The sequence below is a fragment of the Nostoc sp. UHCC 0302 genome, from assembly GCF_038096175.1.
Lineage (GTDB): Bacteria > Cyanobacteriota > Cyanobacteriia > Cyanobacteriales > Nostocaceae > UHCC-0302.
In genome coordinates, this window is record NZ_CP151099.1 from 865,869 (window position 1) to 889,349 (window position 23,481).

Consider the following 23,481-nt stretch of genomic DNA (forward strand, 5'->3'; position numbering starts at 1 on the left):
ACAGGTTGATCTATCTCACATCCTGACGACGGATTTGCTCTTGAAAGTAGTCCCGCCAGCTTTCAGGTAAGGCTTCAAGTTGAGCAGCACGATGCAGTAACTCTGGATTGTTTCGCTCACGAACATAAAGCTGAATGATATTAGCAACAGTAATGTTGTTGGTATCTCGACTCATCAACTCTAAAGTGTCTCCGACTCCAACTTCGCCCTCTTGCAAAACCCGAAAGTAAAATCCGGTGCGACGACTGGCGAGAAATCGTTTCACCATATCCGATCGCCCAAAGCGAATCCCTAGTTTGTAGCAGGGTAAGCGCGGTTGAGTCACCATTAATTCAGCACTGCCAATTTTGAAGCGATCGCCAATGTTAATTTCCTCTTCTTGAAATCCTGTAACTGTGAAATTTTCACCAAAGATTCCTGGCGTTAACTCTGTGTCAGGCAATTCATCTCGCCAGTAGTCGTAATGCTCAAAAGGATAAACATAGACGGCTTTATCTACTCCGCCATGAACGGTGAGATCAGCTTGGCGATCGCCATCTAAATTGAGTTCACGCACCATCACTCTCGAATTGATTGGCTCTTTGAAAATTCCAGTGCGGACGGGTTTTCCTTTCCAGGTCACTTCACGCGGCAGGCCGACATTAACAGAGATCAGCTTCATCTTTAACCCTTCTTGGACTTCAAATCTGTGCCATACCGCCATCGACAAACAACTCAATGCCGTTCACGAAGCTACTGTCATCTGAAGCAAGAAAGACAACGGCTTTGGCAATCTCATCGGGTCTGCCGACTCGTCCCAGTGGGATGGTGCTAGCTTGGCTGTCCACGAATTCTTGCAACTGCTGGTCATTCAGTCCCAGATGATCGTAACCAGGAGTCGGAACCACACCAGGGCTAATGGCATTCACTCGGATCTTGCGTTCTCTGAGGTCGAGTATCCAATTCCGAGCAAATGATCTCACGGCGGCTTTGGTGGCGCTGTAAACACTGAAAGCTGGCGTACCTTTTATAGAAGCAGTCGAAGCATTCAGGATAATAGAAGCGCCCTCTGGTAACAGTGGCAGCGCCTTTTGTACAGTGAACAGCAAACCTTTGACGTTTATGTTGAATGTTTTGTCAAAGTGTTCCTCAGTGATTGCTCCAAGTGGGGCAATTTGTCCACCGCCAGCATTAGCGAAGATGATATCGAGGTGTCCTTGCTCTTGCTTAATGGTGGCAAACAGACGATCAAGGTCTGCCAGATTAGAAACATCGCTCTGTACAGCTGTAACATTTTTACCAATGGCTTCCACCGCAGCATCCAGTTCGACTTGGCGACGACCTGTGATGTAGACATAGGCACCTTCAGCAACAAACTGTTTGGCTGTGGCAAGACCGATACCACTGTTGCCACCCGTGACAAGGGCGATTTTTCCTTCTAGTTTTTTCATAGGTTAAATTGGTTTGCCCCGAATGGCACGCTTGTAAAGCCCAAAGACTTATTGTATACTCGTTCCCGGCCTGGAGGCTCTTAACCAGTTGGGGCAAGGGCTGTATCTTAACTTAGTGCCATTTCTTACATCTCCTTTGATTGAGCTGCTTAATGACGCTGCTTGAGACCTGCAACGAGGTCGGTAACTTGACGTTGAGCCTCTGCGCTCAGTGAGTCAAAGTCGTCTAAGAAGAATTGACGTTCTAGGGTTAACTTCCGGGTATTGAGTAACCCTTCGATCTGCCAACCTTCGTCACCTTTCGTTACGACGTATAGTGGCAGCGAATCTCGTGACGCTGAAGTTTCGGTTTGTCCGGGCAGTATTATCCTGATAACTACAAGCATGAGCGCGAGTTGCGAGTTCACGAAGCGGACAAAATCCACCTCACCCTCCAGGCGTGTTCCTTTGACAACTGTGTCGAACGCTTGCTGATGAAATGCAGCGATTTCTTTTCGACCCTTGAGATGCGTGCCCTCGAACGTGATGAAATCGGCAGTTTCGCTGAATGGGGCAGCGAAGCCTTCGCCGCTACCTCGATTCCAAGCATCAATCATCTGGTGAGGGAAAGCACGGATTGCCGACTCGTCAGCAGTAGTGGTGGTTTGAGCTGTTTGTGAATTCATAGTTTTGAGTTTTCCTTTTAAGTAATAGACCAGTTTTCAAGCGGCATAGAGGGTGTTATGAACTCTGAAAATCATCTTGGTCGCGGATTTGCCGATCGCTCACTTCCTCAACAGCACCCAGCAATGCATAACCTGCGTTGTTTACAAGCACATCAATAATCATTGTTTACTTGTGCAATGACTCCTGCTTGAGAAAATGGCTTTATTGTCGCGATCGCGATTTTCCTGTTCAAAAACACCAGATCAAGCGAGCAGACGCAACGATTCCTCCCAAAGGCGATCGGCGTTGTTCGTGTCGAGGGCGTAAGGGGCAACACCACTGTAGTCTTTGGTTCGCTGGGTAACGATCGTGGCTTCGTTGCAGTCCTCGAAGTAGCGACCACCAATGCCTTCCACTAAGGGGGAGGTTGCCAGGAGAACAGAGGTGGCAGCACCCTGTTCCGGTGTCTTCCGCAGATCCGGTGGGGTCTGGATACCACCAACGTGGCGTTGGAGATTGGTGGCGATCGCTCCAGGCATCAAAGCATTGGCAGTAATGCCATCCCTGAACCAGCGCCCAGTAGCAGCGACCGCGAAAAGTACGTTCGCTGTCTTGGACTGCCCGTATGCCAACCACGGATCGTAGGGACGGAACGCGAAGTGGATATCATCGAATACAATCGGCGAGAGCATGTGGGCGCTAGAACTGACAGACACGATGCGCGCAGCACCGTCCGCCGCCAGAGCATCGTGGAGTCCGAGTGGAATGGCACTAAGTTAAGCGTAAACCCCTTATATAACTGGCTTTTGGGTGTGGGGTGTGGGGTGTGGGGTGTAGGGTGTGGGAAATCAAGAAAATGTTGAACTCCTTGACGCAACTAAAGTTTAATTGTCTTAAACACCACACCCTACACCCTGCCCCCAACACCCTGCCCTAGCGAGATTTCACGTTTTCTTAGTGACATTCGAGTCCGAGTGTTAGAGTGAAGTGTCCGAGGTGGTTGGTGGCAAACTGCATCTCCCAGCCTTCGGGTGTATGCTGTTCAGGCAATGCCATTACCCCTGCGTTGTTGACGAGGATATGTAGTGGTTCATTCCACGCGGCAATGAATTTAGCGATCGCTCCTCGGTCGGTCAGGTCAAGTTCGGCAACGTGAATATTTTGATTCCCAGTGGTAGCAGTGATGTCAGCCGCCGTCTTTGCCCCAGCATCGACGTTACGCACAGCCAACGTAACTTCGGCTCCAGCGTGAGCCAACGCCCGCGCCGTTTCTACACCGATACCCGATGCTGCTCCCGTGACGATCGCCTGTTTGCCAGAGAGATCGATTCCCTGTGCTACCTCAGAGGCGGTAGAGTGCCGTCCAAATGGTGTGGTAATTCGTGTCATTGCGTGTTCCTTTATAGATGTTAGGAGCGATCGCTGACTTCTAGATAAGTTGAGTTGGCTGAATTTTGTACTTTGTGCTTAACGAGAAGAGTTTGTCGAGTGCAACTTGTTTTAATTAAATCAGCTGCTTTTTCACCAATCATGATGGTCGGTGCGTTCGTATTTCCCGTGGTGATTGTTGGCATGATGGAAGCATCAACAACTCGCAATCCCTCAACCCCATGTACCCGCAACTCAGGATCGACCACTGCCATTGGGTCAATGCCCATTTTGCAAGTGCCAACCGGATGCCACACAGTGCTGCAAGTGTCCCGAATGTAAGCTTCGAGTGCTGCATCACTCTGCTTGTCAGCACCCGGAGCGATTTCCTTACCGCGAAACTCATCCAAAGCACTTGCACCGAACAAGTTACGGAGTAATTTAATCCCGACAACGAACTTTTGCACATCAGTTTCACTTTGGAGAAAGTTCATTTGAATCATCGGTGTGTCTTTGGGGTCGGGGGAACGCAAACTGACACTACCAATGTTTTGAGGATGAGTTAAACAGACGAAACTTGTAAATCCTAAACCAGAGTGGGCATAACCAGGCGGTGCCAACACAACCGGGCCGAAGAGAAACTGTAAATCTGGCGCGGCATCCAGATTACCCGGAGTATGCAAAAACAAGCCAGCTTCAGCGACACTACTGCTGCTTGCCGTGTGTAAATCCTGAGTTGCCTCGTGTGCCACGGACACAACAGGGTGGTCTTGGAGGTTTTGACCGACACCCGGCAAATCAGCCACTACCGGAATTCCCATCGCTTGCAGGTGTTCTGCATCACCAATACCGGAAAGCATCAGTAGCTTGGGCGAATCGAACGCGCCAGCGCTTAAAATCACTTCGGAGTTTACCCTAACCTGGTGCAGCATGTCCTCGTGCAGGTATTCTACCCCAATAGTGCGAGTACCCTCAAACAACAAGCGAGTTACCAACGCTCCTGTGGTTACAGTCAAATTGGGACGCTGGAAAATGGGTAGCAGGAAGGCAGCGGCGGCGCTGTGGCGCTTACCATCCTTGATCGTCAACTGATAGAGTCCTGCTCCTGACTGCTGCATTCCATTGGGATCGGGATTGTGGTCATATCCTAGTTCCACTGCTGCGTCTACAAAACGTTGGGATACCACAGCAGGTGCAATTAGATCGGTGACGCTCAACTCTCCATCGACCCCGTGAAATTCAGACGCGCCTCGTGAGAAGTGTTCTGATTTCTTGAAGTAGGGCAAGACATCAAGGTACGACCAACCGGGATTGCCCAATGACTGCCAGTGGTCATAATCGTGAGAATTGCCTCGCAGATAAATCATGATATTAATCGAACTGCTGCCGCCCAGGACTTTGCCACGGGGACAAAAGATTTTGCGGTTATTCAGGTAGGGTTCTGGCTCTGAGAAGTATGCCCAGTCAACTTCAGAGCCTAGTAAGCTGAGGCATTCCGACGGGATGTGAATCTCCGGTTTAGTATCTGGGTTGCCAGCTTCGAGTAATAACACGGTTGTGTCACCGTTTTCTGTCAGACGGTTAGCAACCACGCAGCCTGCTGACCCTGCACCAATTACAATGTAGTCATATTGCATCACGAAACTCTCCTTTGCTGCCTGCAACGGATTGATGGAATTAGGGATGAACAGAAGTAGCCCTACTTTCCTGCGTAGAAATAGTCCAGCTTGATCTTGCTCTTCAGACGGTCACGTAGCTCGATAGAGAAACGGAGTACGGCACTGAGGGGGCGATGATGAATTGCAATATGGACAATCAGACCGTCCGGGTTCTTGGTGAGGATTGTTACGCCAGAAAGAGTCTGTCCGCCGAAAGCTTTCGCGTCCCACTCCAGATATGTTTGCTGATCGCTCTCAACTTGGTGAGTGAAGGTGAGCGCCTCGTAAACTTTGCTGGCAGTAGCCATGATACTTTTCACACAATCTCGCCCCTCGATTGGACGAACTAGCACGCTGGCTTCAAGTACGACGTTATCAGCAAAAGCGTCTGCGAATGAGCTTTCTGACTGATCAGCAAAGGCTTGAGTCCAACTCTTCTGAATATCGATCATAGTGTTACTGGTCATATGGGATGTACCGAATGGCACTAAGAAAAGCTGAAAGCTCGCCTGGGCTGGGTGTAGGGAAAGATCAAGAAAAGTAAATATGAGTGGGGATAGAAATAAATTTTTTCCTCACTACACCCAACACCCGACACCCCACACCCAAAAGCCTGATATATAGTGGGTTTGCCGTTATCTTAGTGCCATTCTGGGATGTACCTAAGAGGGTAGGGTTCCGGGCGGACCCAGCAATTCATCACCGTTTTCCGCAGCCATTCGTTCAAATAGCGCCAGGTCTGTTGGTTCTGTCTCATCTTGCGTCCCCACTGCTTCGATCAGCCCAGCAAAACCGCTGGGTGCAGCAACGACTAATGAACGCGATGGTTTATCACCGAGTGTGGCGGCCACATGAGGTGTGCCAGGAGGAATCAGATAGCTTTCACCAGGGGTTAGCACCACCTTGTCATTACCCGCCCAGACAGTTAACTCTCCTTCCAGCACATAAATTTGTTCGGAATAGTGTGTATGGCGATGGAGGGGTGTTTGTGTACCTGGAGAGTTGTAACCCTCAATTAGGTCGTACTGACCACCAGTTGTCGTGTGATCGGCATGGATGGTGATACGACTGCCCAAAAGCCAGAAAGATTGTGTCATGAGTTTGCTCCTGTTAATAAAAAATCCTGACTGATTGAAACTAACTGCGTACCAGCGGGGTATCCACCAAATGTTCTGCAAGAAACCAAACCTGCATCTCATTCGTTCGTAATGCTTGACTCACCAACAAATCATTCGTGCCGCTATCTTGATTCGCTGCCGTTTTATCGATCGCCACTCTCAATTCCCCAATGATTAACTCGTGGGCTTCCAGTAACCGCGACAACATCACGGGTACTTCCTCAACACCGTTGGGCGGACGCTCAATCTTAGTGACTTCTGCTACATGACGCGGGTCAGCGATGTCTGATGACAAGCCGCAAAGCGTCTACGCCACGCCTCCGAGTGTTTGTACCCGTTCACCTAGTGCATCAATTAACTCAATTTGTTCGCTGGCGTGTTTGTCGAGCAACAGATGCAGTTGATAAAACGTATGTCCGCGCATCAACCAGTGATGTTTCTTGTAAAGGTGATAGAGAATAATCGTATCTGCCAAAATTTGATTGACTAAAACACAGCTTTCGCTGCGGGTATCGGGTTTGAGAACAATTGGCAAATCACGAAGAGTACCATACTGCTGAATTTCATATCCATGTTGATGAAGTAAGGGTTGACTGCGATCAACTTCAGTGATGCCTGTATTTTGAGTCGGCACGATCGGGTCTCCTAGAATCAATAATTAGGTCTGTTTTATTTGTATGTACCGAGAAACTGTTTCTCTTAAAATTGCCATTACTTCACAGCAGTGCTTGCTGCTTCAATCACTTTGGTAACTTCTTTTGGATGAGAGATAAAAGGAACATGACTGGAGTTAACTTCGGTTGTCTTAGCATTAATCCGTTTAGCCATAAATCGTTGAAGTTCAGGGTTGATGGCTCGATCGCTTTGAGTCACCAGAAACCAAGAAGGAATTTTTTTCCAGGCGATTTCATTCACTGATTGCTCAAACGCGGCGCTGGCGATCGGCTTTTGGGTTGCTGCCATCACTCGCGCCTCAGCCTTTGATACGTCTTGGGCAAAAAATTCGTGAAACTTCCCGCGATCAATATAGAGAAAGTTTGCAGCATCAGATACAATTGCCTTACTAATCGGAGGTGCTGCGTACCTTTTATTCAAATCACTCGTCTTTTCACCGACATCTGGTGCAAAAGCATTAACATAAACCAGAGCTTTCACCTGTGGATTGCCAGCCCCCGCACCCGTGATTACATTTCCACCATAGGAATGTCCGACCAAAACAACGGAACCTTTTTGATTATTAATCACCCGCTTCGTTGTCGCTACATCATCAGCAAGAGAAGTGAGCGGAATCTGCACAGCAGTCACTCTGTAGCCATCCTGCTCTAACAATGGAATGACGTGTTGCCATGATGTACCGTCAGCAAAAGCCCCATGAACGAGAACGATCGCAGGTTTAGAGTTGGACGCTTGAGGTAATTCTCTGGAAGAGGCTGGTGTTGGATGCATTGATATTCCAACGACAACACTTAATGCAAATAACCACAGCAACAATTTTTGAATTTTTTTCCACGTAAAAACCATCATTGCGATCACCTCTGTATTCTTGCTAAATTGCTGAAATCTCTGGTTATTGTCGTTCGTATAGAAATTATGAAATACTCCCTGCTGAAATACTTGTTGGAATAAGAATCAAAAAGCTTAATCATTTGCAGCAACAATGGCTGCCATTATCTGCTCAACAGTCCAGCAATTAAGATAGCGAATTCCATTAATAAACAAAGCGGGTGCAGCCTCCACTCCACTTCGCAGTCCACCTTCGATATCCGCATTGATCCGCTCAACATACGTTCCCCTGGACAAATCCTGCAAAAATCGAGAAATATCAAGTCCTAAACGATTGGCGTACTCTACTAGATAGCCATTCTCTAACTCTTGTTGATGAATGAACAATATTTCATGCATTTGCCAAAACTGCCCTTGAGCCGCTGCGGCTTCAGCAGCTTCTGCTGCTCGTTGAGCATGTGGATGAATCTGTATCTGAGGAAAATGCCGGAAGATAAAACCTAAATTGTTTTCTCCAAATGAACCCTTCAATCGCTGTTGAGCAACTTTAATCAATCGATAGACGTTGGCACTTTGAAAACATTCATAATCTCCATACATGACGAATACTACAGCAGCGTTCAGTACACCTTGGATATGATCCTGGGTTGAAGGCAGAACGAATAGAGAACGATTATCACGGTTGTAAGTCATCTTTCGGTTTGTATTAAGCAAACTTAAGCCTCACAAACCAACTGCATCTATATTGCTATGGATTCAATATAGACAATTGACCCTTTCTTGTCGTCCACTCTGGGTTGGCATTTTTTTACAATCGAGTGATGGATGAACCTATCCATCTCGCAGTGGAAGGTTGTCTCCAACTTTAGTTGGAGTTTAAAGCCAATTCTATTGGGGAAAAGGTCATAAGAGGAAGGGGAGCAGGGAGCAAGGGGGAAAACTGAAACGGAAGCTCAGACTCCGCCCCAGTAAGAGCGCCCTAAAGAGGGCGGGGCTTCATACCCATGTTCAACCTGCAATTCCACGGCTCTTGAGAAGGAACATTCCCCTTGCCCCCTGCACCTTTCCCTTTTTCCTCACTTACAAACTAACAATCCCACGCTTAACAGCGGTAATCACGGCTTGTGTGCGATCGCTCACGCCCAGTTTGCTTAAAATCCGATTTATATGGGATTTGACGGTACTTTCACCAATAATCAAAGCAGTTCCAATTTCTTGATTACCCATTCCTTGTGCCATCAAACGCAGCACTTCCAACTCTCGTTCACTGAGTTCTGGATTGCTCATTCGCTGGAATAATTTTGCGCCCACTTCTGGCGGAATGTATTTCTGACCATTATGAATGGCGCGAATCGCATTCAAAAGCTCGCCAAGTTTAGAATCCTTAAGCAGATAGCCTTGAGCGCCCGCCTGTAAACCACGATAGATATCTTCATCGCCATCATAGGTTGTGAGTACCGCGATCCGAGCCTGCTTAAATTCAGCACAAATCGCCATAATGGCTTCAACACCTCCCATTTTGGGCATTCGTAAATCCATTAGTGTGACATCAGGTTGGTATTCTCGAAACAGAGCGATCGCCTGCTGCCCATCTTCAGCTTGAGCAATCACTGTCATTTCTGGATCGCGGTTAATGATGGTTGCTAGACCCTTTCTGACTATGGCATGGTCGTCAACAATCAGCACCCGAATCGTAGTGGATTGGCTCATTGTAATTCTCACTCTCGATTGATAGTGGCAATAATTTCTGTTCCTTGACCCGGTTGGCTTTGAATCGTTAGTTGTGCGCCAATGCGCTCTGCCCGTTCGCTCATTCCTAATAAGCCAAACCCACCACTCAAAGGAATACTACCCACTCCAAAGCCCCTGCCATTGTCTTTAATCTGTAGGATACACTGTGTCTCGTTGTACACTAACTTAACCCGAATTTCGCCAGCACTTGCGTATTTAATCGCATTGGTTAATGCTTCCTGCCCAATTCTGAGTAAGTTATTCTCCACTTCGGTTGGTAAGGAATAGGCTATACCCTGAGTTTCGCAAATCAGAGCCGTGTCGGTCGTCGAGCGCATTTGAGCCACAATACGATGCAGGGCACTCTCTAAATTACCTTCTTCTAGTAGCCGTGGACGGAGTGCTGATACGGATCGCCGTGCCCCTGCTAGCCCAGCGCGTGCTAGTTCCTCAATCATTTCCAGATGTACTTCGGTTGCTTCCGGGTCATCCGCCAACACTTGTTCTGCTGCTCTAACCTGAAGCAGAATACCTGTGAAGGATTGAGCTAGTGTATCATGAATTTCTCGCGCCATCCGGTTGCGTTCTTCCAGAATGGAGGCTTGTTCAGCGCGTTCGCGTTCGCGCAGTGCAGCGTTTCGCTGTTCGCTAATGTCAAGAATGATTCCTAGCATCCGCACAGGCTGTCCATGTGTGTCATAAATGCCTCGACCTCGACCTACCAACCAATGAATACTGCCATCTGGATAAATGACTCGATATTCAGCTTCAAAATCAGTATGAGTTGCAAGAGCTGTTGTAACAGCTTGCTCAACCCGATGAATGTCTTCTGGATAAACGCGATCGCGCCATGCCTGATAGCTGCTCTCAACCTCACCGGGAACTAACCCCAGCAATCGAGCATGATTGTCGTTCCAATCTACTGTGTTCTCGGTGATATTCCAGTTCCAACTACCGATGTACGTGAAATCCATCGTCAGCCTGCGTTGCTCTTCACTCTGTCGTAAGGCATTCTCCACTCGTTGGCGCTCTCCAATCTCCTGCAAAAGGAGCAAAGTCCGCTCAGTAATTTGCTGTTCTAACGTTTGGTTGTAGTCAGCTAAGAGTTTCTCTGCTTGTTTGCGCTCAGTGATATCTTGAAAGGCTGCGATCGCATAAACTACATTGCCCTGTTCGTCAAAGACTGGAGTTCCCCATGTCTCAATGGGAATAATAGTCTCGCCTTGGTGAATCTCTAAATCATCCGTTCTTGTGCGTTCGCCTTTTAACGCTCGGACGATTGGCATCTTCTCAGATGAACAGTTTTGATCCGTTCCAGCCAGGTAAACTTGATAAACCTCTGCAAGATGCTCTAGTGTTGCGGAAGGGTCGACACCTTTGCCTAATAGCTGAATGCCTCGTTGATTGACATAGTAAGGGCGACCAGTCGCATCCAAAACCCCAACTCCCACTGGAACCGCCTCTAGAAATTGATTTATCTGACTTTCGCTAGCGCGTAGTTTCGAGTAGAGTTTGGCATTTTCAATTGCGATCGCTGCCTGCGTAGAAAGTAGGCTGAGAATTTGCGATTGCTCCGGTGTAAATGCCCCAGTTGCCAACTGATTTTCTAGATACAACACACCGATGAGCTTGCTTTGATTGAGCAGGGGTAAACAAAAGACTGATTGAGTCTGGTGCTGTTGAATATAGGGATCATTGATAAAATTACCTTCACGAGTAGCATCATTGAGAATGACCGACTTATGAACCCGAATCACATAATGAATGATCGATTCAGGCAAACGATTTGCGATTGGAGTCGATTGCAGCACTTGGGTTGCACAGGTCTGTGCACCCTCAATGAGTTCACAGGTCGCTTCGATCGTCCATTCTCCTGCGTTTTCTAAAAGCAGACATCCGGTTTGTGCTCCCGCATTCTCAATGAGGATCTGCATTAAGGCGTGGAGCAGTTGTTCCAGTTCAATCTCACTGGAAATCGCTTGAGATGCTTTCATTATTGCTGCTAAATCAAGAGCAACATGTGAGGTATTAGAGGTAGTTCCAGCAGCAGTGTGGATTGGCATGGAACTCACACTTGTTGATTGAGGAAAAAACTGAGGATAATCAGCCTCCAAATTCCTGACTTTTGCGGTTGCGCCCCACCGTTCATAGCAGTAGTGAGCTTCCTTCATATATATCTGGGCAAATTTTTCCAAACCTCGCGCCAGATAATGCTTGGCAGCTAATTCATATGCTAGTGCCTCTTCCTGGATATATTCATTTTCTCTAGCTCCCTGAATCGCTTGTTCGTATAATTTTTCTGCCTCAAGCAACTGACCCAAAACTCGTGCAGTCTCTGCTTGTACCAAATGGTATTTATGCAAATAATTCATAGGCGCGTGATGTGCCCATAGCCGCATTTTCTCCTGGCTAACCGCAACTTCTTTGAGAATTTCTTGCTGTACTTGAGTGTCGCTTTCAGAATATACTGCAAGTCTTGCCAACGTGCTGTAGAAATAGCACAACGGAACGTGGGGTGTCGCAGCAACACGGATTACATAATGTTCCGCTACAATTGCATTCTCAGATGCTTGAGTGTACTCAGAAAATAAGTAGCACAGGATAAGTTTATTGAGATGCACTAGAAAGAGTATGACTCCATCCGTTTCGTGGTTTGCCGATCTTTTTTCCTCATTGTAAGATTCCCCAACCAGACGTAATGGGTTGATTGATCGCCCCATTAAATTCAAAACAGATTGCCGAAATATTTGAATCCAGGTAAGTGATGTTCTCTGGTTAATTTGGCGGATTGCTTCACTATATGTCGCCATCTCACGTTCAACTTCCAATAGTTCCTTCCCGACAAAGAAAGATTGGAGGCAGTAAGTAAAAGCGCTATAGGCAGCGAACTCTAAATCTCCAGTTTCTAAGCCACACTGATATGCCTCCAGAAATGGCTTTGATGTTTCTCTAATATGCTCCTGCCAATGGATGATGAAGTTAGTGACGATAAACAATGTTCTCGCTTTCAGCGAACGGATATCCAGATTGGATAATAGCCTTAATGCAAGCTGCCCGAACTCGTAGCCAGCCTCAATTCTTCCCAGCATTCCACAAAAAATTAATCCCAAGTTGGCATAGGCAAAGGGAGACACAAACGTATTGCCGTACTGAATCGACAGGTTGACCTGCTTAAGTACGAGTAGAAGGGCTAGCTCGGATGTTAAATGATAAGCAACAAGCGTTATTTTTGATAAAATTCGCATTGCTGCAAGCTTCTGTGGATCGACCATTTCTGGTAGGTGAAATAGCTCATGAATCGGTTTCTGATTAAAACGAGATGTAACGGCATTGAGATCAAGCGTTATATCTGATTGGTTCGGTGTTTCGGGAAACCTGATTCCTAGTTGCTGCAACACTTGTAATGCTGTATCGATTGCATCTAATAGCTGACCCTGTGCAATGGCAGTTTGAATTTTGACTTCGTAAACTTTTACGCTATCGAGAACTGTTTTAGCGTCCTGCAAAACAGCCTCTGCCCAGTGTTCTACATTTTCAAACTCACCACACAAATATGCGACTTCTGTTGTTTCGGTATATAACTCTAAAGCCAGGTCATAGTTAGTTTGCCAGGTAGAATCTGCCAGCCATGCTCTACCCATCGCCAAATAGTTTTGTGCCGTACCATAAGCGATCGCGGCTTTTGCTTTCTGACCTGCCATCAGGTTCAATCTGGCAATTTCATCTCGTTCTGCTTGATTAGTAATCAGTTCAATTCCATGATTGAGATGATCTACAATTTTAAACAGTCGATTTGATAATCGATCTGCGAACGCTTCTTTAAGCAAATTGCGACCAATTTGAAGATGAACCACCTGTTTGTGCGATTCATCGATTAGGACATAAGCAGCTTGCTGGACGCGATCGTGCAAAAACTTATATTCTTGAACTAATAGGTTTTCATCTAATTCAGATATAGGTTGAATCAATCCAGCTTGAATGGCTATTAGTAAATCTAGAGAAATTGCTTTAGGAGATTGTTCGCAAACGATCGCTAACGTATTTAAATTAAATTCAGCACCGATACAAGCTGCTAACTGGAGAATTTGCTGTGTGTTTTCTGGTAATTTATTTAACTGGATCAGTAGCAACTCCACCACATTATCGGTAATATCCTGGGCTTGAATCTGAGCAATGTTCCATTGCCAGCATAAGTGTTGTGCATCAAATGTCAGCAGATTCTCGCTATACAGCATTCTCAAAAATTCATTGACAAAGAACGGATTGCCCTGGGTTTTACGCAAAACTAACTCAGCTAAGGGAAGAACGATGTCTGCATTCCGATGCAGCGTTTCGGCAATCAACTGATTCAACGGCTCAAGCGTTAAGGGTGCTAAAATAATTTCCTGAAGTACTACCCCTTGTTTTCGCAGTCTCTCTAGCATTAATGCTAATGGATGCGTTGGCTTCACTTCATTATCTCGATAAGCTCCAATCAAAAATAGTGATTGTGCTTGCTCATCCAGCAGCATCAACTCAATTAAATTCAGCGTTGCTGAGTCTATCCATTGCAAATCATCTAAGAATATCACCAGGGGATGTTTTTTTGAACAAAACACCCGCACAAATTGCCCAAAAATCCGATGAAAGCGATTTTGAGCTTCAGTTGCTCCAACGGACGGTACAGGCGGCTGCTTGCCAATAATGAGTTCTACTTCGGGAATCACATCAATGATGAGTTGTCCATTGCTGCCTAATGCCGTGAACAGGTGCGATCGCCAATGTTGCACATACTCGTCTGGCTCACTAAGTAATTGCCGTACCAATTTTTGCAGGGCATCTGCGATCGCACTGTAAGGAATATTGCGCTGAAATTGATCGAATTTACCAGAGATAAAATAGCCACGCTTTTGGGTGATTGGTTTATAAATTTCCTGCACTAACGCAGATTTCCCAATGCCAGCAAAGCCAGATACCAACATCATTTCAACTTGGAATTTTGGGTTGCCCGTTTGTTCCCTTTGTGAAGTTGCTTCTGAATTGTTTGGTAAAGCAGTAACGGGATTTGACTCTGGACACGCTACGCGAACAAACGCCGCCAGTAACATTGCAACTTCCTTGTCCCTTCCATACAGTTTTTGGGGAATTTGAAACCGATCGCAAACGTCTTGAAGCGCCAGTTGAATACTAGAGATTTGACCGGTTTCTTCTAATTGTTTAGCACAGATTTCTAAATCCGCTTTGATGCCCCAGGCACTTTGATAGCGATTTTCAGCATTTTTTGCCATCAGTTTAAGAATGATATCTGAAACTGGCTTGGGAATCGTTATATTTATTTCATGAGGTAAAGGTGGCTGTTTGGCAATATGACAATGGACTAGCTCAAGAATGTCCGTTGTTGGAAACGGCAGATGTCCGGTTAACAGTTTGTAGAACGTCACACCAAGCGAGTAAAAATCGGTGCGGTAATCAAGTAAACGGTTCATCCGCCCGGTTTGCTCTGGAGGAAGGTAGGCGAGTGTCCCTTCTAAAATATGAGGGTTCTTGAAAGTCGGATTCGTGCAGTTAAATTGGGTGGCAATCCCAAAATCAATAATTTTGACAACCCCAGTATCCAGATTGAGGACAATATTTCCAGGGTTGATATCTTTATGAATGACATTGGCTGCATGGATTCTGCCTAGAATATCGCAAATAGCGATCGCAAGATCAAGAAAAGTCGATAAAGGCATCGGGCAGAAGATATCTGGGCGCTTGTGCATCCATTGCTCTAAGGACTCTCCCCCAAAGTCTTCTAAGAGAATCGCCAGAGTCCTTTGATAGTCCTGCTGGCTGTATGCCTTGACCACTCCTTCCAGGTTAAGGAAACGGATAATTTTATATTCCTGTCTGTAGCGGGTCAGTTCTTGGGGAGAGGGATAATCAAGCTTTAGTATTTTTACTACAATCGCTACTCCATCGTCTCTAATGCCCCGATAAACCAAAGAATTAGAACTTTCGTATATTTTGCTTTGGATAGCAATACCAGGTAGAGCAATCATAGAGCAACTCTTGAGAGTTTGATCTGGAATACCTCAAACTATACAGTAATTCTCATTCCGAAAATAATTACTTATTGTTTGGTAATCGAGAATAAATTTGACAAAATAAAATATTTAAACTATGGTTCCAGACTCCACAACACCTTACGGGGGGACAAAAAGGTCTAGGATACAGATAAAATAAGCCTCATAGCCCTTTCTCCTTGTTGATAATATTTCCGCTTATTAGGAGCTAGTGTCATTAACTCAGCCACCAATTCATAAGAATTTTCCATGAAATCGACCCAGTTAGACCCCTTCGGGTTCGCAGTCGCCTGCGGAGGGAAACCCTCCCGCAGCGCTGTCTCACCATATAATCCAATATAAAAGCTGCTATGACGGCGAATTGTCCTTAAGAATTCTTTTATTCGACCAACATATTTTTGAATACCCATACGTTTAATTTTTTGACCAGATATGGTTGCAGCCGTGTATGCAAGTGATATTAATAATATTAGAGAAATTAAGCGTTGACCTGATACATTAGTATCTTCTAAGTTATACCCACCACTCTTAAAATCTCTAAACATCTCTTCAATATCAAAACGTTATTTATAAGCCTTAATAGCCGAATCTAAGCTATCTAAATTAGTTAGGATAAACCAGCCCTCCTCCGGCGCAACTCCAAAACGTTTACGTTTCCATTTACCCGCAAGATTAAAGCTAATAAATCCTGTAGTTTTTGTATATTTAACACCTTGATAAAAGAATGAAGCTCCAGGGGATAAACCTGAATTTTTTAATTGCAGCCAAATTTCTGGTTCTATTTCTATAAAAGCATCTTTTTTTATGCGTAAACAGAAGTAGGTTTTCTGCTCTGTGAGCCAGTTAGCCAACTTTATCGAACAAAATTCACGGTCTCCTAACACTACAGTTTTATAATCCTTGAGAATCGGTAATGCTTTCTTAAATACTGCTTCTTGTTCATCAAAATTGCTTGAAACCAACTTATTTAATAGCTCAAAATATATTGGAATCGACCTCTTGTCCCAAACTACGCTAATCATTAATAAATTAATGCATCCCCAATTAGTCCGATCTATAACTACATAAACAACTTCAGTTAAAGGAAAATTAATTTCTAGCCAACTTCTAACTATGGGAAACCAAATCTCTTCAATATTGATGTAGTTTAAAGATCAAAACCGCTGGATTCTTTTCCTTCTACTTTCAAATAGTATTGGTATTGGTAAAGCAGTCGCTAGCGCCTCAAGGCTAACAGTTTTAATAGATTGTAATAAATAAATGAGGAGTTTTAGTAATAAGTATTCAGTACGTCCAAGCTCTCGCTTGAGGTGTGTCTCGTAGAATTCAGGTAATATTATCATTAAACAGAGCTTATTGCGAATGAATGCTCTTTTTGTTTTACCACAAATTGCTACACTCGTTGCCCTATATCTATTTCAGGGTATTTTGTACCCTCTCAAGCACGCTGATGTTTTCTACCTATCCAGAAACTTTTCCTTTAGAAGAAATGAAGGCTCAGATGATTGAGGAGTTTTGCAATTAAATAGCAATAGCAGTAAGATAAGGACGATTCAGCTTCCCCAACAACTGCAACAGATTCTTGACTGTCTCCTCCAACGCATTGGAATACAGTAGACTAATGCGATCGCTTAGAGACTGCATCTGCTGACATTCAGCAGGCAGGTAATCATAAGATTTCAGGTATTGCAGCCCAACCGTGTACTCGCCATCCCAGGTTCTGACGGTGCATCTGAAATCGTTTACTTGGCTGACTATACCCCAACACCCGCCCTTCCCCCTGAGTTCAGGATTATCTTTGGCTAAGATTTGGCATACTTCCCCCAACTGGTAGGTATTGGGTACTTTGGTGCGTTCAATAATGCGCTGCACAAAATCCTTCACAATCGTACCACTTGGGACTTTACCACCTGCTTGTTGTACTGCCTTTAGCTACACTTCTTGCTGTTGTGGGGGTTCAAGTTTAGTTAATGGTCGAACTTGACGTTCGCTAGTCGGCAAAATGTGATCCAATGGATCACATTTTGCCATCAAATTATCAAAAACAACAGCCGCATCTATTAATAGATAAGGTTGGCGACTGCTAAAACCAAAGCGTTCGCGGCAATATTCTTCAAAAGTCTTGTGCGTGGAACGGTACAACCTACGATCGCGTAATTCCATCAACGCCTTCCCTGCCTCAAAAACTGCTCTCTCCACTTTGCGTTCGAGATGCAAGCGATCGCGTTGTTCATCCTCGGTTAATTCTGGAACTTCAACAGCAGTAACAGTAATCGTTGCTAAGGCTGGGTTTTCCTCAATAGAGATATTTTCATTTGCAGAGTTATTGGGTGATTTTGAATTTATCTGTGCAACAGAAGTAGCTTTTTTACGCTTAGAGGATGGTTTAGCCATCGTCATTCCACCCTTCTGTTCAATAGTACTTGCTCACGGCTAATGACAAATAAATTTGGAGCTGGTGAGTTTTGGCAATAATGCCCTGGGATTAGCCTTGGTTGAGCATTATCATCATCACGAGTCCTCTTGAATTTTCACAATATCATTGACAGTTACTAACTCTCCAGATAGTACAGAGCAAATCCTTGCTAGCTTTACTAAATTATCGATATCCGCTTTTTTTAGCCTGCCATCACGGGCGACAGTCAAGGTATGTCTCGTGACTTCGTTAGGGCTACCCTCAAACTGCCTATGAACGGCATACACAGACAAGGGGCTACCATCTTCAGCTTTGGGCCACCATTGCGAAATATCAATATATGCTTCCATCCAAACTGCTAACACGCTTTTATTAGTCATTAACTACTTGTTAGGGAGACGAGCATCATGATTGACCAAATCAATTCACTTTATTTGTGCTGGTACATCTCCCCACCTTGGGGCGATACCTTCGGCACACCTGACGGTGATCGCATTCCACCAGTTGAAGTCAATCCGCTCGAACGAGTCGACATCGGAGCTTCGAGAACATTCGGCTACTGCTGCGGGGTGCAGTGGAAACAAGACCGATGGATTTATGCAATTGCTTCTGCTGGTGAGATTATCTACACCACTGAACACGAAATCATCGGCACGGGTGAAATGCAACTCGCTGCACTTGAAAAACCTGCTTTTGTTTTAGGCGATAGCTGCGCCAACGTCTTCGACGAACGCATCATGCTTCTTTCTGATGACCAGCGGACAAAGCAGCGGCTAATTCTGGGGATTCAATTGCTCAACAGGTCTTGGTTTTACTACGTCGAGTGGATGCCCCCTGCACTCAAAGAAGTCACCAGCCTGGATGATCGACTAGCTTTTGTACCCCAATACCTCTGCCAAATTACGAGTGTTCAACGCCCGTAGAAACGGTATGAATGCGTCCTAAAGAAGTAAGTTTCACAAAAATCTGGTTTAATAAAATAGGCTCAGGAATTTCTGGAAGCATTTTTAAGATTTCATGGATATATCGAAAGCCATGATAATGAGCCTTAAGATCAATAATGCCTGAGCCAGGATTAAGGAAGCGAAAATCAGCGAGAAGACGATGAGATAAATTAACCATAAAAAATGCTAAATTAGCAGCGTTAGTTACCGCAGTTTGCCTCAGATTCATAAAATCTTCCAACCCCCAAAACTGCTTTGCATCACGGAAGTTAAACTCGATTTGAAAGCGGAGTTTGTAATATCAATAATTTTTTCAAATGATAATTTCAGGTCGCTGGAGAATAGAACTACATGGCTACGAATATTAGTCTTAAGATTGGTTTTGACCAAAATCACTACATTTAGAGGCTGGGCAAATTCAATGTGTTGGAGAGTGGCTTGATAAATATCACTTTGAATTTCATCCTCAATGCTACTTTTAGATAAATATTTGTCAGGTATATTACCATAGTCCAGCTTGTCACCGTATTTCCGACGAGAGCGTTTATGAGAGTCAGGATTTTCATAAGGAATATATAATACTGAATCATGACGCAATATCGTCGTAGCGTTTATCTGCGGCAACAGGCATTGTAACAGTGATAGGATATCGGGCATGGGTTGATTGTGGCTTTTGAGTTGTCGTTTGGGAAGACAATAACTCTACTACATCAGCCCTCTCTCTTCACCCTCTTATTTTGGCTAAGGTATTGTTGATGACAGGAATTTGTCTCAACGCCATTTAATTTGTCACTGTACAAATACGGGGGAAATTAAATCATCTAGTATTTGCACCTTTAGCAACTAGCAATCACTTGTATTTTCTGCGCTGATACATACATTTGTTGCCTTTTTGTCAAGAGCCAACTGCTAATATCTATCTATTAGGTGAAATTTAAATAAATTAAGTGATGGTGTATACAAAACTGCTTCTATCTAAAGATAGTTGTGGCAATATTAATTTTTCTTTACAGTCACATAGGTACTTAATCAAGCACACAATTAGGGAAATTTTAAACTTAATGTTTGCAAATAATTTGTTATCACACGTTTATTGTCAATATCTTTGCTTTATCTCTCAGGTAAATTCCTAAATCTTCTTATAGAAGAAGACATATTTGTATTAGGAGATGCAAGGAATAAAACGCCTAGCCGTCTCCAAAGGAAACGCTAGCGCGAACGATGAAAGCCGCGTCCCTTGGGCGTCTCCTCTTCTCCCACTCGTGAGAGGCTAGCGCCTGCCTTCTTGATGCCTGAGCGCGAGTGCGTCTCCTCTCTTGAGAAGGACTGTAGGTAAAGGGGTTTTCATTGCTTAAATACCTTGGTGCAAGCAAAAAAATATTATTGATAGGGTGACTCTTCTTAAAGTAAGCGGGTCTCCCGCCGTAGAGAATCGGCTTTCCCATTGATCTGGGCATTTGATTACAGGTTCGGGTCTTAGCAATTGACTGAGATTTACTTGAGTAAACTTCTAAATTTTTCCTTTTTCTAGATAAGTTGAAAATTACAGAAAGCTAATTGGTTCACCAGAGATCATGTAAACATCTGCAAAAAGCAGGATAGACTCATGATAGAAGCTCCTTTAATTTCAGTGATTGTACCTGCCTATAATGCAGAAAAATTTATTGAAAAAACTCTAAATTCCATTTTATCTCAGACATATAAAAATATTGAAGTTATAGTTGTTGATGATGGTTCTCAAGATAGAACATATACCGTTGTAAAGTCTTTTGCTCAACAAGACAGTCGAGTTATTTTATTAAAACAAACTAATGCTGGAGTAGCTGCTGCTCGCAATTTAGCAATAGAAAAATCTAGAGGTGAATATATTGCACCGATTGATGCTGATGATATTTGGTATCCCCGAAAAATAGAAAAACAAGTGCAGTGCATACTAGAAGCAGATTTGTCTGTAGGATTAGTTTATGCTTGGTCACTCAGCATTGATGAGGACGATATAATTTTTGGAACGCCTGATCCTGAATATCATAGGGATTTTAATAGCGTAGAAGGAACTGTTTACCCACTTTTGGCGTACACAAACTTTATAGGCAATGCTAGTGTACCCCTAATACGCCGATCTTGTTTTGAAAAAGTTGGTGGTTACAACTGCAAACTTAAATCAAATAATGCTCAAGGTTGCGAGGATTGGGAAATTTCTTTGCGTATTGCTGAACATTATAAGTTTCGGGTAGTACAAGAATTTTTGATTGGTTACCGTCAGGTAAGGGGAAGTATGTCCCATAACTATCAGTCGATGGAAAGGTCTTACAATCTGGTGATGACAGATTTCCGACAAAGACACCCAGAAATTCCTACTTGCATCTACGATTGGTCTGCCAGTAATTTTTGCTTTTACTTATTGGCAGCCAGCCAGTCTTGTGGAGATTACCAGAACACTTTAATCTTGATATATAAAGGTATAAAATTAGACTTTATCAAAATTCTTACCTTATTTAAGTATCAATTTTTGATTAAATTGCTTTTGAAAATTGCAGCTAAACCAATAATGTCTTTGATGGGGTTGGAGCATGACTATTGGTATAAGTATCTCAAGAAAAAATTTCAATCATCTAATAATTTAGCAGTTAATCATGCGATTAATGTTTCTGGATACCAGAAAGAAGCTGGTAAACTCCAGCCAGAGCCGCAAAAACGATACAGTAGAATTCATCAGCAAAGATGGTTGCAAGTTTTACAACTTTGTCAAGAATTTAAATCTTCCAGAGACAGTAAAGGTGCAATGGCTATTTGTCCAACCTTCGCAAAATGAAAAATAAGAAACCATGCAAGAAGCGAAGGTAATTCACAGATTACTACCAATATTAAAAATTTATCCAAGTGCAGTCGCAGCAATTATTACTTTAGGCTTTGTCTCATCTTTACTAGAAGGCTTAGGGATTAGTTTGTTTATTCCACTAATTCAAAGTTTCATTCAGCCTCAATCTTTAGGAATAGATGATAATTATTTTATAAATTTTTTTAATCAAATATTTAATAACTATTCTAATAATCAACGTCTGCTAATTGTCGTCTTATGCATTTTTTGTAGTGTTGTTCTAAAAAACTGTTTAGTTTATGGTAAAGGCATTTTATTTGCATGGTTTAACGGACAGGTAGGGCATCAGCTACGTTCAGGAGTTTTTCAGCAACTATTGAGCGTTAGCTACAGTTTTATAGAAAATAGTGATTCGGGAGATTTAGTTAATATATTATGTAATGAAACTTGGCAAACTAGCGAAGCTTTAGCAACTAGTTTAAGTTTAGTTACTACTATTTGTAATATTGCTGTTTATGTAAGTATATTGTTGTTAATATCTTGGCGCTTAACTCTACTAGTTACTGTTCTGATGGTGCTGATTTCCTTTGTAAATCAGATAATGACTAGGCAGGTTAAGAAGCTAGGAAAAAGAGCAGTAGAAGTAAATTCTGTTTTAGCTAAACGTATGTGGGAAGGTTTAGCTGGGATGAGAGAAATCCGAGCTTTTGGGAGAGAAGATTATGAACAGAAGCGTCTGACTACTGCATCTAGTCAAGTAGTCAAAACTTTTTTAAAATTGGAGATTGTCTCTGGCACAGTTGGGCCTGTTTCAGAAATTTTATCTTTATTTGTATTACTGTGTATTTTAGTAAGCGCTCTAGTATACAATCGGGGACTTTTACCACAAATACTCACTTTTATATTTGTTTTACACCGCCTACAACCTTTAGTAATCCAGCTAAATGGGATACGTGTTGGGTTGATAACTTTGGTAACAGCAGTTGAAGATGTGATGTCATTTTTAGATCCCTCAGATAAACCTTATATTCATTCAGGTAATACTCCTTATAAAAGTATCAATAAAGGCATTTATTTTGAAAGCGTTAGCTTTCAATACTATCCCGAAGAAACTCCAGCACTTGAGGATGTTTCAATTTGTATTCCTAGTAGAAAAACTACAGCGATAGTAGGGCCTTCCGGTGCTGGTAAGTCCACCATAATTGCTTTAATCTGCCGTTTTTACGAAGTGAATTCTGGAGAAATATATGTAGATAATTATTCATTGCGAGAAGTAAATCTAACTGACTGGCGTAGCCAAATTGCTATTGTTAGCCAGGATATTTATATGTTTAGCGCCACTATTTTAGAAAATATTGCCTATGGTCGTTTAGATGCAGCAAAAGACGAAATTATTACCGCAGCAAAACTTGCCAATGCTCATGAGTTTATTCAGGAGTTACCCCAAGGTTATCATACTAAGGTAGGCGATCGCGGTTTGCGGCTTTCTGGAGGGCAAAGACAGCGAATTGCTTTAGCCCGTGCTATTGTTCGTAACCCACAAATTCTGATTTTAGATGAGGCGACAAACGCCCTCGATAGTATTGCCGAAAACTTAATTCAAGAAGCTCTCAATACTCTTAGCCATAACCGCACAGTTATTATTATTGCCCATCGCCTATCCACCATCGAACAAGCCGATCAAATTATTGTGCTGAACGAGGGAAAGGTTGTGGAGCAAGGTAATCTCCAACATCTACTCAAAATCGATGGGTTATTTGCTCAGCTTTACAACTTACAGCATCGCAAAACCAACCATTAAGTTAC

18 protein-coding genes and 3 pseudogenes are annotated in these 23,481 nt (G+C 43.7%); 3 read left to right on the forward strand and 18 right to left on the reverse strand.

Going from position 1 to position 23,481, the window contains the following annotated elements; genetic code table 11:
• Positions 1–10: 10 nt before the first annotated feature.
• The 17 genes and pseudogenes from WKK05_RS03440 to WKK05_RS03520 form a co-directional block, all read right to left on the reverse strand.
• Complete coding sequence (locus tag WKK05_RS03440; protein WP_341528410.1) at positions 11–661, reverse strand: MOSC domain-containing protein; 651 nt, start codon at positions 659–661, stop codon at positions 11–13.
• A gap of 19 nt (positions 662–680) precedes the next feature.
• The gene (locus WKK05_RS03445) at positions 681–1,430 is read right to left on the reverse strand and encodes a glucose 1-dehydrogenase (protein ID WP_341528411.1); all 750 of its coding nucleotides are present in this window, start codon (positions 1,428–1,430) and stop codon (positions 681–683) included.
• Positions 1,431–1,579: 149 nt separating this feature from the next.
• Positions 1,580–2,095 carry an SgcJ/EcaC family oxidoreductase gene (locus WKK05_RS03450; protein ID WP_341528412.1) on the reverse strand — a complete coding sequence of 172 codons (516 nt, stop codon included), beginning with the start codon at positions 2,093–2,095 and terminating at the stop codon, positions 1,580–1,582.
• Positions 2,096–2,324: 229 nt separating this feature from the next.
• On the reverse strand, positions 2,325–2,711 hold the full coding sequence (locus WKK05_RS03455) for a hypothetical protein (RefSeq protein WP_341528413.1): 387 nt from the start codon (positions 2,709–2,711) through the stop codon (positions 2,325–2,327).
• A 318-nt stretch (positions 2,712–3,029) separates the two neighbouring features.
• The gene (locus WKK05_RS03460) at positions 3,030–3,464 is read right to left on the reverse strand and encodes an SDR family NAD(P)-dependent oxidoreductase (protein ID WP_341528414.1); all 435 of its coding nucleotides are present in this window, start codon (positions 3,462–3,464) and stop codon (positions 3,030–3,032) included.
• A gap of 20 nt (positions 3,465–3,484) precedes the next feature.
• Positions 3,485–5,080: a GMC family oxidoreductase N-terminal domain-containing protein gene (locus WKK05_RS03465; protein ID WP_341528415.1), complete on the reverse strand. Its 1,596-nt coding sequence runs from the start codon at positions 5,078–5,080 to the stop codon at positions 3,485–3,487.
• Positions 5,081–5,142: 62 nt separating this feature from the next.
• Positions 5,143–5,553: a nuclear transport factor 2 family protein gene (locus tag WKK05_RS03470; protein ID WP_341528416.1), complete on the reverse strand. Its 411-nt coding sequence runs from the start codon at positions 5,551–5,553 to the stop codon at positions 5,143–5,145.
• 210 nt (positions 5,554–5,763) lie between these two features.
• On the reverse strand, positions 5,764–6,300 hold the full coding sequence (locus tag WKK05_RS03475; RefSeq protein WP_341528417.1) for a cupin domain-containing protein: 537 nt from the start codon (positions 6,298–6,300) through the stop codon (positions 5,764–5,766).
• A pseudogene (locus tag WKK05_RS03480) lies at positions 6,239–6,853 on the reverse strand (DNA starvation/stationary phase protection protein). Before WKK05_RS03480 ends, WKK05_RS03475 begins: the two are co-directional and overlap by 62 nt.
• Positions 6,854–6,930: 77 nt before the next feature.
• Positions 6,931–7,743, reverse strand: a complete 813-nt coding sequence (locus WKK05_RS03485; RefSeq protein WP_341528418.1) for an alpha/beta hydrolase — start codon at positions 7,741–7,743, stop codon at positions 6,931–6,933.
• A gap of 114 nt (positions 7,744–7,857) precedes the next feature.
• Entirely contained in the window at positions 7,858–8,415 is a 558-nt protein-coding gene (locus WKK05_RS03490; protein ID WP_341528419.1) for a DsbA family protein, read from the reverse strand.
• A 387-nt stretch (positions 8,416–8,802) separates the two neighbouring features.
• Entirely contained in the window at positions 8,803–9,432 is a 630-nt protein-coding gene (locus WKK05_RS03495) for a response regulator transcription factor (protein ID WP_341528420.1), read from the reverse strand.
• Positions 9,433–9,440: 8 nt separating this feature from the next.
• The gene (locus WKK05_RS03500; protein WP_341528421.1) at positions 9,441–15,473 is read right to left on the reverse strand and encodes an AAA family ATPase; all 6,033 of its coding nucleotides are present in this window, start codon (positions 15,471–15,473) and stop codon (positions 9,441–9,443) included.
• Positions 15,474–15,637: 164 nt separating this feature from the next.
• Positions 15,638–16,834 (reverse strand): annotated as a pseudogene (locus tag WKK05_RS03505) (IS4 family transposase).
• A gap of 184 nt (positions 16,835–17,018) precedes the next feature.
• Complete coding sequence (locus WKK05_RS03510; protein ID WP_341528422.1) at positions 17,019–17,369, reverse strand: hypothetical protein; 351 nt, start codon at positions 17,367–17,369, stop codon at positions 17,019–17,021.
• Between the two features lie 60 nt (positions 17,370–17,429).
• Positions 17,430–17,891: a hypothetical protein gene (locus WKK05_RS03515; RefSeq protein WP_341528423.1), complete on the reverse strand. Its 462-nt coding sequence runs from the start codon at positions 17,889–17,891 to the stop codon at positions 17,430–17,432.
• Between the two features lie 117 nt (positions 17,892–18,008).
• A complete protein-coding gene (locus WKK05_RS03520; RefSeq protein WP_341528424.1) occupies positions 18,009–18,293 on the reverse strand; it encodes a hypothetical protein in 285 nt (94 codons plus the stop codon).
• A gap of 27 nt (positions 18,294–18,320) precedes the next feature.
• Between WKK05_RS03520 and WKK05_RS03525 the strand changes: the two genes are divergently transcribed.
• On the forward strand, positions 18,321–18,836 hold the full coding sequence (locus tag WKK05_RS03525; RefSeq protein WP_341528425.1) for a DUF1392 family protein: 516 nt from the start codon (positions 18,321–18,323) through the stop codon (positions 18,834–18,836).
• On the opposite strand, the pseudogene WKK05_RS03530 reads toward WKK05_RS03525, so the two are convergent.
• Positions 18,814–19,454, reverse strand: a pseudogene (locus WKK05_RS03530) (transposase); the annotation flags it as partial. The gene WKK05_RS03525 and the pseudogene WKK05_RS03530 sit on opposite strands and share 23 nt — an antisense overlap.
• Before the next feature lie 1,009 nt (positions 19,455–20,463).
• On the opposite strand from WKK05_RS03530, the gene WKK05_RS03535 reads away from it, so the two are divergent.
• Positions 20,464–21,669 (forward strand): glycosyltransferase family 2 protein, encoded by a 1,206-nt coding sequence (locus WKK05_RS03535; RefSeq protein ID WP_341528426.1) that lies wholly within the window; start codon positions 20,464–20,466, stop codon positions 21,667–21,669.
• A gap of 13 nt (positions 21,670–21,682) precedes the next feature.
• Positions 21,683–23,476: an ABC transporter ATP-binding protein gene (locus WKK05_RS03540; protein WP_341528427.1), complete on the forward strand. Its 1,794-nt coding sequence runs from the start codon at positions 21,683–21,685 to the stop codon at positions 23,474–23,476.
• Positions 23,477–23,481 lie beyond the last annotated feature (5 nt).

Coding starts and splice junctions, on each gene's coding strand:
- WKK05_RS03440 (WP_341528410.1), bottom strand. CDS start 661: ATGAAGCTGATCTCTGTTAATGTCGGCCTGCCGCGTGAAGTGACCTGG.
- WKK05_RS03445 (WP_341528411.1), bottom strand. CDS start 1,430: ATGAAAAAACTAGAAGGAAAAATCGCCCTTGTCACGGGTGGCAACAGT.
- WKK05_RS03450 (WP_341528412.1), bottom strand. CDS start 2,095: ATGAATTCACAAACAGCTCAAACCACCACTACTGCTGACGAGTCGGCA.
- WKK05_RS03460 (WP_341528414.1), bottom strand. CDS start 3,464: ATGACACGAATTACCACACCATTTGGACGGCACTCTACCGCCTCTGAG.
- WKK05_RS03465 (WP_341528415.1), bottom strand. CDS start 5,080: ATGCAATATGACTACATTGTAATTGGTGCAGGGTCAGCAGGCTGCGTG.
- WKK05_RS03470 (WP_341528416.1), bottom strand. CDS start 5,553: ATGATCGATATTCAGAAGAGTTGGACTCAAGCCTTTGCTGATCAGTCA.
- WKK05_RS03475 (WP_341528417.1), bottom strand. CDS start 6,300: ATGAGATGCAGGTTTGGTTTCTTGCAGAACATTTGGTGGATACCCCGC.
- WKK05_RS03485 (WP_341528418.1), bottom strand. CDS start 7,743: ATGATGGTTTTTACGTGGAAAAAAATTCAAAAATTGTTGCTGTGGTTA.
- WKK05_RS03490 (WP_341528419.1), bottom strand. CDS start 8,415: ATGACTTACAACCGTGATAATCGTTCTCTATTCGTTCTGCCTTCAACC.
- WKK05_RS03495 (WP_341528420.1), bottom strand. CDS start 9,432: ATGAGCCAATCCACTACGATTCGGGTGCTGATTGTTGACGACCATGCC.
- WKK05_RS03500 (WP_341528421.1), bottom strand. CDS start 15,473: ATGATTGCTCTACCTGGTATTGCTATCCAAAGCAAAATATACGAAAGT.
- WKK05_RS03515 (WP_341528423.1), bottom strand. CDS start 17,891: ATGGCTAAACCATCCTCTAAGCGTAAAAAAGCTACTTCTGTTGCACAG.
- WKK05_RS03520 (WP_341528424.1), bottom strand. CDS start 18,293: ATGACTAATAAAAGCGTGTTAGCAGTTTGGATGGAAGCATATATTGAT.
- WKK05_RS03525 (WP_341528425.1), top strand. CDS start 18,321: ATGATTGACCAAATCAATTCACTTTATTTGTGCTGGTACATCTCCCCA.
- WKK05_RS03535 (WP_341528426.1), top strand. CDS start 20,464: ATGATAGAAGCTCCTTTAATTTCAGTGATTGTACCTGCCTATAATGCA.
- WKK05_RS03540 (WP_341528427.1), top strand. CDS start 21,683: ATGCAAGAAGCGAAGGTAATTCACAGATTACTACCAATATTAAAAATT.